Annotated in this window: 15 protein-coding genes; 9 read left to right on the forward strand and 6 right to left on the reverse strand. The window is 69.4% G+C overall.

Going from position 1 to position 12214, the window contains the following annotated elements; all coding sequences use genetic code 11:
• Positions 1-73: 73 nt before the first annotated feature.
• The 5 genes from ACYVAN_RS16980 to ACYVAN_RS17000 all read left to right on the forward strand — a co-directional run bounded on the left by ACYVAN_RS16980 (position 74) and on the right by ACYVAN_RS17000 (position 3101).
• Entirely contained in the window at positions 74-508 is a 435-nt protein-coding gene (locus tag ACYVAN_RS16980) for a helix-turn-helix domain-containing protein (protein WP_460960731.1), read from the forward strand.
• Between the two features lie 5 nt (positions 509-513).
• The gene (locus tag ACYVAN_RS16985; protein WP_460960733.1) at positions 514-1347 is read left to right on the forward strand and encodes a hypothetical protein; all 834 of its coding nucleotides are present in this window, start codon (positions 514-516) and stop codon (positions 1345-1347) included.
• A 57-nt stretch (positions 1348-1404) separates the two neighbouring features.
• Entirely contained in the window at positions 1405-1692 is a 288-nt protein-coding gene (locus tag ACYVAN_RS16990; protein WP_460960735.1) for a DUF2516 family protein, read from the forward strand.
• Entirely contained in the window at positions 1689-2438 is a 750-nt protein-coding gene (locus tag ACYVAN_RS16995) for an alpha/beta fold hydrolase (protein WP_460960736.1), read from the forward strand. Before ACYVAN_RS16990 ends, ACYVAN_RS16995 begins: the two co-directional genes overlap by 4 nt.
• 105 nt (positions 2439-2543) lie before the next feature.
• Positions 2544-3101, forward strand: a complete 558-nt coding sequence (locus ACYVAN_RS17000) for a YbaK/EbsC family protein (protein WP_460960738.1) — start codon at positions 2544-2546, stop codon at positions 3099-3101.
• Here the strand turns inward: ACYVAN_RS17000 and ACYVAN_RS17005 are convergent.
• The 5 genes from ACYVAN_RS17005 to ACYVAN_RS17025 form a co-directional block, all read right to left on the reverse strand.
• Entirely contained in the window at positions 3037-3561 is a 525-nt protein-coding gene (locus ACYVAN_RS17005; RefSeq protein ID WP_460960740.1) for a hypothetical protein, read from the reverse strand. The two genes, ACYVAN_RS17000 and ACYVAN_RS17005, sit on opposite strands and share 65 nt — an antisense overlap.
• Positions 3562-3741: 180 nt before the next feature.
• Complete coding sequence (purU, locus tag ACYVAN_RS17010; protein ID WP_460960742.1) at positions 3742-4614, reverse strand: formyltetrahydrofolate deformylase; 873 nt, start codon at positions 4612-4614, stop codon at positions 3742-3744.
• A gap of 35 nt (positions 4615-4649) precedes the next feature.
• Positions 4650-5399 carry a maleylpyruvate isomerase family mycothiol-dependent enzyme gene (locus tag ACYVAN_RS17015; RefSeq protein WP_460960744.1) on the reverse strand — a complete coding sequence of 250 codons (750 nt, stop codon included), beginning with the start codon at positions 5397-5399 and terminating at the stop codon, positions 4650-4652.
• Positions 5400-5482: 83 nt separating this feature from the next.
• Positions 5483-6337, reverse strand: a complete 855-nt coding sequence (locus tag ACYVAN_RS17020) for a hypothetical protein (RefSeq protein ID WP_460960746.1) — start codon at positions 6335-6337, stop codon at positions 5483-5485.
• Between the two features lie 13 nt (positions 6338-6350).
• A complete protein-coding gene (locus ACYVAN_RS17025; protein WP_460960748.1) occupies positions 6351-6881 on the reverse strand; it encodes a DUF2505 domain-containing protein in 531 nt (176 codons plus the stop codon).
• Between the two features lie 25 nt (positions 6882-6906).
• On the opposite strand from ACYVAN_RS17025, the gene ACYVAN_RS17030 reads away from it, so the two are divergent.
• Positions 6907-8100, forward strand: a complete 1194-nt coding sequence (locus ACYVAN_RS17030) for a UDP-N-acetylmuramate dehydrogenase (protein ID WP_460960750.1) — start codon at positions 6907-6909, stop codon at positions 8098-8100.
• Positions 8101-8182: 82 nt separating this feature from the next.
• Positions 8183-9196: a chymotrypsin family serine protease gene (locus tag ACYVAN_RS17035; protein ID WP_460960752.1), complete on the forward strand. Its 1014-nt coding sequence runs from the start codon at positions 8183-8185 to the stop codon at positions 9194-9196.
• 49 nt (positions 9197-9245) lie between these two features.
• Here the strand turns inward: ACYVAN_RS17035 and ACYVAN_RS17040 are convergent, their stop codons facing one another.
• On the reverse strand, positions 9246-10007 hold the full coding sequence (locus tag ACYVAN_RS17040) for an SDR family NAD(P)-dependent oxidoreductase (protein ID WP_460960754.1): 762 nt from the start codon (positions 10005-10007) through the stop codon (positions 9246-9248).
• 308 nt (positions 10008-10315) lie between these two features.
• Between ACYVAN_RS17040 and mshA the strand changes: the two genes are divergently transcribed.
• Entirely contained in the window at positions 10316-11605 is a 1290-nt protein-coding gene (mshA, locus tag ACYVAN_RS17045; RefSeq protein WP_460960755.1) for a D-inositol-3-phosphate glycosyltransferase, read from the forward strand.
• Positions 11602-12111, forward strand: a complete 510-nt coding sequence (locus ACYVAN_RS17050; protein ID WP_460960757.1) for a type III secretion system chaperone family protein — start codon at positions 11602-11604, stop codon at positions 12109-12111. The genes mshA and ACYVAN_RS17050 overlap by 4 nt, the downstream gene beginning before the upstream one ends.
• Positions 12112-12214: the final 103 nt, after the last annotated feature.

The following is a 12214-nucleotide window of genomic DNA, read 5'->3' on the forward strand; positions in this document are numbered from 1 at the left end:
TTCGTGCAAGCAGAGTGCTTGCAATAGTTAGCACGCGTGGCTACCGTGGATGTTGTCCCGGGAGGTGGTCGTCGTGGAACGGGTGGACAAAACCGTCAACAAGGCCGTGAACCAGGCGGTCAGCGACCTGGGCGGCTACATCCGGGCGCAACGCAGCAACGCCCAGATCTCCGTTCGGCAGCTGGCCAAGAGCGCGGGCGTGTCCAACCCGTACCTGAGTCAGGTGGAGCGCGGGTTACGCAAGCCGAGCGCGGAGATCCTGCAGCAGATCGCCCAGGCTCTGCGGATCTCGGCCGAGGCGCTTTACGTGCAGGCGGGGATCCTGGAACGCCGCGAAGGCGGGCCGGTGGTCGATGCGGTCACCGCCGACGCCGACCTCAGCGAGCGGCAGAAGCAAGTGCTGCTGGACATCTACGCCTCCTTCCGGCGGGAGCACGACGGCTCTGCGGAAACACCCGAGTCAGGGCCGGCCGACGGCGAGGCGTCCCAATCGCAATCCGAGGAGTGATCGCCATGCCAACGCTGCCGAACAACGACGAACTGCACAAAATGCGCCAACAGGCGAACGAGGTCGCGCGCACGCCGCTGCTGGCCGCGCTGGGAGCGGGTGACATCGCGGCCAACACCGTGCTGGACCGGTTGAACAAGCTGCGCGACCAGCTGGCCGAACAGACGTCTTCCGCTCGTGCGGGAGCCGGTGAGTTGCCCGGTGAGTGGCGCGACCGGCTGGACCCGGCGGAGCTGCGCAAGCAGGTCGATGCCTACACCCGCCAGGCCAGGGAATTCTACGGGTACCTCGCTGATCGGGGTGAGGACACGCTCGGGCGTCTGCAGTCGCAACCTGGTGTGCAGCGGGCACGTGACCAGGTCGTCTCCGCCCAGGGCCGGGTCGAGGAAGCCGTCGAGGAGGTTCGCGACCTCGCCGACGACGTGCTCGGCAAGGTAGGCCGCTCCACCCGTACGTTCGGCGAGAATGCAGCCGAGACGACGGAGCGAGCCGCCGAAGACGCGGCCGAGACGGTCGTCGACATCGGCTCGAAGACGGCTGGCGCGACCCGCGGTGCCACCCGCAAGGCCGCGAACCGGGCTTCCGAAGCGAAGTCGACCGACAAGTCCGAGGAAACCGACAAGTCCGAGGACACCACCGAGTCCGAGGGCACGGCCAAGTCTGCCGACACCGCCAAGTCTGCCGACACCGCCAAGTCTGCCGACACCGCCAAGTCTGCCGACACCGCCAAGTCTGCCGACACCGCCAAGTCCTCCGATGCCAAGGCCGGTCAGAGCGGTGCCGCACGGAGCAACGGCAAGCAGTCGAAGTCCGGTGCGAACAACAACACCAAGAACTGATGAGGTCTGGGCCTCGGGTTGATGCCCCGGGGCCCATCGGCCACGTAGGGTGGATCCGTGCTGTTGGCTTCTTGGATCCTGATGATCCTCTGGATCGCGGGCATCCCCGTGGGTATTTACGCGTTCGTGCACGCTCTGTTGCAGCGTGCCGACGCCTTCACCGCCGTGGACAAGTTGACCAAGCCCGCGTGGCTGGGGATCACCGGTGCGGGTGCACTGGTACTCATCCTCTTCCGGAGCGGGCCCTACACGATCATCTGGATCGCGGGCCTGGTTGCGGTGCTGGTCTACATCGTCGACGTCCGACCGAAGGTCACCGAGGTGCAGAAGGGCAGTTCTTGGTGACAGCCCCGCTGTGGACGGCGCACGGTCGCGGTGATCCGGTCACGCTCGTCGTGCACGGACTGGGGGCTACGGAAGCCGAAGCACGCATTCCCGCTTCCGGATTGCGCGGTACCCGCGTGGTCGTCACCCTGCCCGGGCACGGGCGGGCTCCGGATGCCGAACCTGGCTACTGGGACTACCAGCGGATCGCCGAAGACGTGTTGGCGGTCGCCGACGAGGTCGGCGCCAGCCGGGCGGTCGGCGTGTCACTCGGGACCGGTGCGCTCGTGCGGTTGGCCGCCGAGCATCCCGACCGCTTCGAACGGTTGGCGCTGCTGTTGCCCGCCGCACTGGATCGGCCCAGGGACGACACCGCGCGGCGGACCTTGGAACGACTCGCCGACGGGGTGGACGCCGCCGCCGAGGACGGCGGCGCGTTGCTGCGCGAGCTGGTCGCCGATGACGTGCCCGCCGGTGTCGAAGTGGGCGATTACGTCGCGCAGCGCGCCGAAGCGCTCCTGCGGCTCGGAACGGCACTGCGCACACTGCCCGAACGAGCCGCCGTGCCGGACGCGGGAGCGCTCGCCCCGGTCACCTCGGAAGTGCTCGTGCTCGGAGCGACGAAGGATCCGCTGCACCCCGCCCAGGTCGCCGAGGACGTGGCGGCCGCGTTTCCATGGGCCGAGCTGGAACTTTTCCCCTCCTCGGCGCCGATGCTGACCCACCGCCACGAGCTGCGCGGGCAGCTCACCCGCTTCCTGCGCTGAGCCGCGCCGGACGGCCGGAACCGCCCCGGAATCGGGGTGGTGTTCTCGTCGGATGGGAGCCGGGTCCCACAGCGGGGAACGGGCGATGCCTCGTATGGTTCGGACATGCCTGTCGACTGGTCGCTCGCCGCCGGAACCCTCCGAGTCGTACCCGCGACGGAACGCCCCGAGCTGCTCGCTCCACCGGTGCTGACATCGGTGCGCGAGCTGGACGCGACGGAGGTGGCGCGCGTGGGGGTCGCCGAGATCGACCCCGAAGTGGCGGACACCATCGCGTTCTGCGAGCGATACGGGTCGCCGCTGGAGTTGTCGGCGAACTGCGTCGTCGTTTCGGGCAAGCGCGCCGGCGAGGTCCGCCACGCGGCCTGCTTGGTGCCCGCGACCACGCGCATCGACGTGAACGGAGTGGTCAAACGGCGCCTCGACGTCCGGAAGGCGTCCTTCGCCCCGGTAGACGAGGCGGTGAACCTCACGGGCATGGAATACGGCGGGATCACCCCGTTCGGCCTTCCCGGAGAGTGGCCGATCCTGCTCGACGAGGTGGTGGCCGAAGCTCCCGCGCTCGTGATCGGCAGCGGCTTGCGCCGGAGCAAGATCCTCACCGCCGGCGACCTGCTGACTCGGCTTTCCGGGACGGAGGTCGTTTCCGGGCTCGGCCGCTGACCCGGGCCCGCAGGAAGAAGCGGTTGGACGCGGCCTGGAAGACCGTGGCCACCGCGAACAGCGCGGCAACGACCTGACCGGCTCGCAGCACCGCGAAGAGCAGCTCCCAGCCGTCGGAGTCGGCGAGGAAGTCGAGGGTGGAGTAGCCGGTGGCCATCGACGTCAGCACCGGAACGAGCGTGCACAGGGTGCCGATCGCACCCAGCGTCACCGCCAACGCGACTCGCACCCAGTGTTCTCCGCGTCGCAGTCGCAGTGCCAGCGACCAGAGGACCGTGTAGATCATCATCCGGACGGCGGCATCCCACACGGTCGACCCCGGTGCGGCTTGGGTGCTGAACGCCTGCGCGACGCGCAGCAACGTCTCGGCGATCCCCGCTCCGACGGCCGTCAGCCACAACGAGATCGAGCTTTCCACCTCCTGAGGAGGGCGGCGCTTCGCGACCTTCTGGGCTGTCATGGCACTTCCTCCGGGTGGGGATCGCTTGCCCGACGATCATCGTCCGCCCCATGCGGTTCCGTGCATGTGGGGGACCCCCAACGTGGCGGTGGAAGCTTCCGTCGCCGGTGGGTGGCGTGTGCCCGCCCGGCAGAAAACCCCGCCCGGCAGAAAACCCCGCGGGTCTTTACACCCCGCGAGTCAGAACACCACGGTGCGCTTGCCGTGGACGAGGACCCGATCCTCGAGGTGCGCGCGGAGTCCGCGGGCGAGCACGACCTTCTCGATGTCCCTGCCCTGGCGCACGATGTCGGCCACGGTGTCGGTGTGGTCGACGCGCGTGACGTCCTGCTCGATGATCGGTCCCGCGTCGAGGTCCGGAGTGACGTAGTGGCAGGTGGCACCGACGAGTTTGACCCCGCGCTCGTACGCCTGGTGGTAGGGGCGCGCCCCGGCGAACGACGGCAGGAAGCTGTGGTGGATGTTCAGCGCGCGCCCTGCCCAGGCCTCGCAGAGATCCGGCGGGAGCACCTGCATGAAGCGGGCGAGCACCACGGCGTCCGGGTCGTGGGTGTCCACCAGCTCGCGGACCTCGCCGAACGCGGCTTTCTTGCCAGGGGCGTCGGTCGGGAACGGCACGTAGTGGAACGGGATGCCGTGCGCTTCGGTGATCGATCGCAGCCGGGTGTGGTTGCCGATCACCGCGCACAGGTCCACGTCCAGTTCACCCGAGCCGATGCGTCCCAGCAGGTCGTGCAGGCAGTGCCCCTCGTGGGAGACGAGAACCACCACTTTGCGTCGGCTGTCGGTGTCCCGGACCTTCCACTCGGTCCGGCCGCCCAGTTCGGCGGCCACGGCCGCGAACCGGGTGCGCAGTTCGGCCACATCGAAGGGGAGGGAGTCCGCACGCACTTCCTGCCGGGTGAAGAACCAGCCGGTCTCCGGGTCGGTGTGGTGAGCCGCTTCGACTATCCAACCACCCCACTCGGCGAGGAACGAAGCAACGCGGGCGACGATCCCGGTGCGGTCCGGGCAGCCCAAGCTGATCACGTAGCGGCGTTCGGAAGGGGACACGGCTGGTCATTGTTGCAGTTCGTCGCCGTTTGGGCTCAGCGACCGGCGATCGCTCCCGCCAGGGAGGCCTCGCCGGTGACGACGGCGTGGCTCGGACGACCCCACACGTGGCGGTACACGGCGTCGGCGGTGCCTGCGACGGTCGCGTCGACCTCCGGCTGTCCGAGCGCGGCGTCCTGCGGTGGGCCGATTTCGGGCGCCAGCCCGGGGCTGAGCTGGACCAACCAGGTACGTCCCGCGTCCGCCGCGTGGTACAGGACCCGCCCCGCCGACTGATCACCCGACCAGTCGCGGGCTCCGGCGAGTACCGACAACATCTCGTCCACCCCGTCGGCGGCCAGTTCCGGATCGAAGATCAGCTGGTGGACGCTTTCGGCGGCCAACCCGGTTCGGGCGTGCTCGGCGTCGAGGCGGTGGATCGCGGTTTCGTGGGTCATGCGTCGGAGCCACGAGCCGGGGGTTCCCCCGGGGAAGAACGACCAGACCGGTTTGGCCGAGTCCATGGTGGACAGCTGGTCCCGCAGTGCCTTGTGGCGGGCGTCGAACCAGGAAAGCGCCTCGTCGAATTCCTCCGGCGGGCTGGGCGGCCGCGGTGCGGCGTCCTCGGGGCCGAGCTGCAGCGCGAGGTCGGCCATCGCGTACACGCGTCCCAGATGCCGCACGAGCTTGCCGACGTTCCAGCCGGCGCAGGTCGAAACCTCCGCGTTCTCGCCCGCCTGCACCGCCGCCGCGCGGAACGCCGCGGCCTGCTCGTTCCAAGCCCGATGGTGGAAGTCGCTCGCCATGCGGCGCAGTCTACGAGCCGCTGGGGGGCTCGTTCCAGAGCCGAGCCACGCCCAATCGAACTCGTGCACGATCTCCTGCGACGTCATCGAGGTGCGACGGCCGACCAGTCCAGGGTCACCTCGCCGAGTCGCCAACGTCGCCGCCGGTCCAGCACCGGCCAACCCGCTCCGGCCAGCCGGGACACGGCTTCCGTCCATCGCGCGCGCGGTCCGAACGGTGCCATCGGCGCGGCCTTCGCCCAACAATCGTCGAACCGGCTGAGCATCGCGTGCACCGGTTCACCCTCGATGTTCCGGTGGATCAACGTCTTCGGTAGCCGTTCGGCCAAATCGGAGGGCCGTTCCAGATCGGCGGGCAGGCACGCCAGGGTGAACGTGCGCGGGCCCTCCCGGTCCAGCGTCACCCAGGCGCAGCGGCGGCCGATCTCGTCGCAGGTGCCCTCGACCAGCAGGCCGTCCGGCGCGAGCCGCGAACGCAGCTCGCCCCACGCCTCCCACGCCTCGGGTTCGCTGTACTGGCGGAGCACGTTGAGCGCTCGGACCAGCGTGGGGCCCCGCGCGCCGCTCACACCGCGAGCCAGGCCCGCGAGTTCGAAGCCGCCCTTCCGGAACTCCAGCGCGGGTGGGTCCGCAACGAGCTTGCCTTCGGCCACCCGGTCCTGGTCGATCTCCAGCCCGAACGTGCGCGTGTCGGCGCGGACCGGCCGCAACCGCGACGCCATCTCCACGGTCGTCACCGGGGAGGCGCCGAAACCGAGGTCGACCACCACAGGATCGTCCGCCCGGTGCAGCGCACGGGTCACCCACGGCGTGCCTGCGATCCATCGGTCGACGCGCCGGAGCCGATTCTGGTTCGTCGTTCCGCGTGTCGGCATGCCCAGGGCACGAGCTCGGCCGGCGGCCAGCCGCGGTGCCCGCTTGCGCGGTGTGGAACTCATCGGATGAACGACCTCAGTGGTGCCGGAACAGCCACTCGGAGGTGTACTGCTCTTCGGAGGCCAACAGCTTCTGCACCTGATCGGCGACCAGGTCCTCCAACTTCGACCCGACGAAGGGCACGTTGACCCGGATGCTGCCTTCCACCACGAATTCGCTGACCTGCTGGGTCTCCCCGTTCCCGATGGGCGAGAGCAGGTCGCGCAACCACATCGAGCCGGTGATCGAGCACGGCGCACCGGCTACCTCGGCGGCGATCTCCCCGGTGTAGTGACCGTCCTCCTCGCGCCGCCACGACTCGCTGCGGTCGATCATCAGGTCGCCACCGACGACGGTGCGGGCGATCGACGGGAGCGACTCGGCGCTGACTCCCTGTCGGAGCTGGTAGTGCACGTTGTCCTCACCGGCCGTGTGCTCGACCAGCTCGGTTTTGGAGCCGCCGAGATCCCGCAGCCGGTCCCGCAGGTAGTCGATGTCGATCAACGCACCGTGCACCCGCGAAGCGGGCCACTCGGAGGTGCTGCGGTGCTCGATGCGGCGTGCCATGTACGGGAGGTTACCTTTGGCAGTCGTGAACCCCTCGACGTCCGGTGCCGAAGACACCCGTTCCGGCACCAGCACCTCCGGCACCGGTTCCCCGCGCGCCTCCGGGGCTGATGGTCCCGGCACCGAACCGTCCGGAGCGGGTGACCCCGACGCGTCGTTCGCCGACTCGCCCCCGCTCGCCGGGTGCACCACCCTGCGGCTCGGTGGTCCGGCCACCGACCTGGTGGTGGCCGACGAGCCGGATCAGCTGGCCGACGCGGTGCGCTCGGCCGACGCTTCGGAGCAGCGGCTGTTGCTGCTCGGTGGCGGATCGAACCTGGTCATCTCCGACCAGGGGTTCGAAGGCCGGGCGGTGCGGATCGCCACTCGGGGGCGCCGGTTCGACAGCATCGGCGACGGGCTGGTGCAACTGACCGTCGAAGCAGGCGAGGACTGGGACGCCGTCGTCGCCGACACGGTAGCCCAGGAACTCGGCGGGCTGGAGTGCCTGTCGGGCATCCCCGGGCTCGCCGGGGCGACACCGGTGCAGAACGTCGGGGCGTACGGCGTGGAGGTCTCCGAGTTGCTGGCCTCGGTGGACCTGCTCGATCGCCGCAGCGGCGTGATCCGGACGGTCCGAGCGGAGGACCTCGGTCTGACCTACCGCAACAGCATGCTCAAGCACAGCGAGGCAGCGGTGGTGCTCCGCGCCCGCTTCGTGCTGCACGACGGCGGAATGTCCGTGCCGATCCGCTACGCCGAACTGGCCAGGATCCTGGGCGTGCAGCCGGGCGAGCGGGCGGATGTCCGGCGCGTCCGGAACGCGGTTCTCGAACTGCGGCAGGGCAAGGGCATGGTGCTGGACTCGGCCGACCACGACACCTGGAGTGCCGGGTCGTTCTTCACAAACCCGGTGGTGGCCGGACCGGAGCTGCCCCCCGTGCTGGCTCGGATCACCGCCCAGCTCGGTTCCGAGGTGCGGATTCCGCAGTTCCCGGCCGGGGACCGCACGAAGCTCTCGGCGGCGTGGCTGATCGAGCACGCGGGATTCCCCAAGGGGTACCCCGGACCGGGCGAACGGGTGCGCGTGTCCACCAAGCACACGCTGGCGCTCACCAACCGCGGGTCGGCCGCGACGACGGACCTGTTGGCGCTCGCGGGTGAGATCCAGCGGGTGGTCCGATCGAAGTTCGGTGTGTCCCTCGAACCGGAACCGGTCTTGGTGGACTGTTCGCTGTAATGAGGGCGGGTCGAACGGCCGTAAGAGTGACTCCTAGTGACTAATGTTTAACCCTGTGTGCTAATGGTGGTGGAGGGGCACCATGTTGAGCATCAGGGAACTTCGGGACCGAGCGGTCATCCGTCCGATCAAGCGGGCGGTCGAGGACCAGCTGTTGGACCTGCCCGGGGTGACGGCGGTAGACATCGGTGAGCAGTGGACATCGGGTCGGCCCACCGGGCAGCAGGTCATCGTGGTCTCGGTCGGCGAGAAGCGCCCGGTCGGCGAGTTGCCGTCCGGAGCCGTAATACCGGCCGACGTGCTCGGAATCCCGGTCGACGTCGTCGAGGAAACCCCCGAACTGCGACACCTCCAGCGCGGCGTCGACGAGCCGATGGCGTCACTGGAGGAGCGGTTCGAACTCGGCAGCACGGTGACCGGGGGGAGCGGGGTGGTTCCGTCCCGACCGGTCCACATGGCCGGAGTGGACGGATCCACCGCGGGCAGGTATCGCCGGATCGGCACGCTGGGAGTACTCGTCGCCGGCAACGAGCCCGCCGTCGTGACGATGGGATTGACCACTTTCGACGTCGCCTGCCTCGACGACGGCTGGTCGGTGGGCGACCGGATGGTCGATCCGGACGGGGGACGGGTGTACGCGGACCTCGCCAGGGCCGCACTGTCCGGTCGGGTGGACGCGGCGGCCGTGAGCCTGGTCCCCGGTGTGGAGTACGCGTACCGGATCGCCGGTGTCGGCCCCGTCACCGGGCAGGCAGTGGCCTATCCGGGCGAGCTCGTTCGCAAGAGCGGCTACGGTACCCGGGTCACCGAAGGAACGGTCACGTCCACCGACACGACCGTCCGCGTCGATCACGGGGAAGCCCTGGGGGTGCGGGTGCTGCGCGAACAGTTGCGCATCGACGCGCCCTCGCCGAACTCCCCGTTCGGCGGGCGAGGCGACGCCGGTGCGGCCGTGGTGAACGCGAATGGCCGGGTGGTGGGCCTGCTCGTGGCGGACAGCTGCGGTGGCCGCACCGGCTTCGCGTGCCCCATCGCCGACGTCCTCGCCGAACTGGACGTGCGGCTCTGCGTGGCGTCCCAGAGCCTGTCCGTCTGACGAGGCCCGCCGGTTTCGAACGCCGGGGAGTGCGAAACCGGCGATCGCCCTACTCGCGGTGCGCGCGCGTCGCGGAGTGCTGGTCGCGCGGCTTGAGCACGATCCGATCGAGGTTGACGTGGGAGGGCCGGGTGACGGTGAAGCCGATCACGTCGGCCACGTCGTCGGCGGTCAGCGGCGTGAGTCCACGGTAGACGGTTGCCGCGCGTTCCTTGTCGCCGCCGAAGCGGACCTCGGAGAACTCGGTCTCGACCATGCCGGGAACGACTTCGGTGAAGCGCACCGGCTCGCCGAGGTGCTCACCGCGCAGGGTCTGGTGCAGCGCCGCCTGCGCGTGCTTGGCCGAGGTGTAGCCGGATCCCTTGTCGTAGGCCTCGTCGGCGGCGACCGAGGTCACCGTCACCACGTGCCCGTCGCCCGACGCCACCAGCTTCGGCAGCAGGGCCTTGGTGATCCGCAACGTGCCCATCACGTTGGTCTCCCACATCCAGCGCCAGTCGTCCTCGTCGGCTTCGGCGACCGCGGCGACTCCCTTGGCCCCACCGGCGTTGTTGATCAGGACGTGGCATTCGGGCACTCGTTCGACGAACGCGGCTACCGAATCCGGGTCCGTCACGTCGAGCGGCACCGCGGTGCCGTTGATCTCGGTCGCCAGCTCCTCCAGGCGGTCCGCACGGCGCGCGCCCAGCACGACGTGGAACCCTTCGGCGGCCAGTCGCCGTGCCGTTGCCGCGCCGATGCCCGAGCTCGCCCCGGTTACCACGGCCCGGCGCAAGCTGTCTGCTGTCGAAGTTTCCTTTGCGGTGCTCACGGATTCGATCCTCTCGCAGAAACCGGCCCCCGGGGCTGTCCGGGGCGACGGCTGTGACGGGTGACACTCGTACGGTAAGTGGTCCGGACAGGCTTCCGCGGCTGCAGGGCGTTTCCGATGAGCCGCAGGTCGGAGGGTGTGAACAGCACCATCCGGGGGTGCCGACCGGCTGGTTCGGAGCGGGCGTGGGAGTAGCGTTTCCCCGTGATGTGGAGGGAAGCGGGAATGATTCGGAGCCCGGAGGCGTCGGAACTCACCGCACCCGAAGGGATCGGGTCGCGATGATGACAGGCTTCGATGGGCAGTACATGACTACCTCCGTGCGCACGCCGCGACGCGTTGCGGTCTTCTCATTGCACACCTCGCCCCTGGAACAGCCGGGTACCGGGGACGCCGGTGGCATGAACGTCTACATCGCGCAGACCGCGACGAAACTCGCCGAGCTGGGCACCGAGGTCGAGATCTTCACCCGTGCGACCTCTTCGGAAGTGCCGCCGGTGGCCGAACTCGCCCCCGGCGTCACGGTTCGGAGTGTGCTGGCGGGTCCGCTCGAAGGGCTCGAAAAGAACGACCTCCCCGCGCAGCTGTGCGCCTTCGCGGCCGCCGCGCTGCGGGTGGAGGCGCGGCACGAACCGGGCTATTACGACGTCGCGCACTCGCACTACTGGCTGTCCGGGCAAATCGGCTGGTTGGCGCGGCAACGCTGGGGAGTCCCTCTGGTGCACACCGCGCACACGCTGGCCAAGGTCAAGAACGCGTCTCTTGCCGAGGGCGACACTCCCGAACCGCGCGTGCGGGTGGCCGGTGAGGAAGAGGTGGTCGCCGGAGCTGATCGGCTCGTGGCCAACACCGACGTGGAAGCCACCGACCTGGTCGACCTCTACGACGCCGATCCGGCTTCGGTGGCGACGATCCCGCCCGGCGTGGACCTGCGGAGGTTCACCCCGGGCGATGGGCAGCAGGCTCGGGCCGCTCTCGGACTGTCGCCGGACTCGCTGGTTCTGGCGTTCGTCGGGCGGATCCAGCCGTTGAAGGCGCCGGACGTGCTGTTACGGGCCACGGCCGAACTCGTCCGCAGGTACCCGGCACTGCGCAGCAAGTTGACCGTGCTGATCGTCGGTGGTCCCTCCGGCAGCGGGTTGGAACGTCCCGATTCGTTGCACGAGTTGGCCGCTCAGCTCGGCGTCACGGATGTGGTGCGGTTCCTGCCTCCGCAGGGCGGCGCGCAACTTCCCCGGATCTACCGGGCGGCCGACGCGGTCGTGGTGCCGAGTTACAGCGAGTCCTTCGGCTTGGTGGCGTTGGAGGCGCAGGCCTGCGGTACGCCGGTGGTAGCGGCGGCGGTCGGCGGGTTGCCGGTCGCGGTTTCGGACGGTGTTTCGGGGCGACTGGTGTGTGGGCACGGCACCGCCGAGTGGGCGGATGCGCTCGCCTCGATCACGCTGGACGACGAGTTCCGGGCACGGTTGGCGCGCCACACCGCTGCCCACGCCGCCCGCTTCTCGTGGGAACGGACGACCGAAGCACTGCTGGAGACGTACGTGCAGGCGAACATGGCGTTCCGGACGCGGACGCGGATCAGGGAGGTACCAGCGTGAACCTCGAGCAGACGATCAAGTCCACATTGGATTCCAGTGGGCTGGAGTACCGGAACGATCAACCGGGCAAGTTCTTTGTCACGTTGCCCGGCAACAAGAAGCTCCAGACCAACTGCTGGCTGATCGTCGCCGAGCACGCGCTGGTCGTCGAGGCCTTCGTCTGCAGGCAGCCGGACGAGTCGCACGAGGACGTCTACCGGTACCTGCTGCGCCGCAACGCCCGGCTCTACGGCGTGCACTACACCATCGACGGCACCGGGGACATCTACCTCGTCGGTCGCATCGGTCTGCAAGCGGTGAGCGAGGACGAACTCGACCGGATCCTCGGGCAGGTGCTGGAGGCCGCGGACGGCGACTTCAACACGCTGCTCGAAATCGGCTTCGCCACGGCGATCCGCCGCGAATGGGGTTGGCGCGAATCGCGCGGCGAGTCGCTGGCCAACCTGACGCCTTTTCGGGAGCTGGTGGAGCGGGCAGGCGCGCTACCCCCACGCGACGCGCCTTAGAGGGATTGCGGCTCCGGGGGCCGGCCGTGTGGGTGGTGAAAGCGTCTGGCGCCGCTTGTGGGGTCGGAGTCGCCTCGCCCCTCTCCGTGACCCGTGGCCCCCT

Source organism: Parasphingorhabdus pacifica, assembly GCF_054779195.1.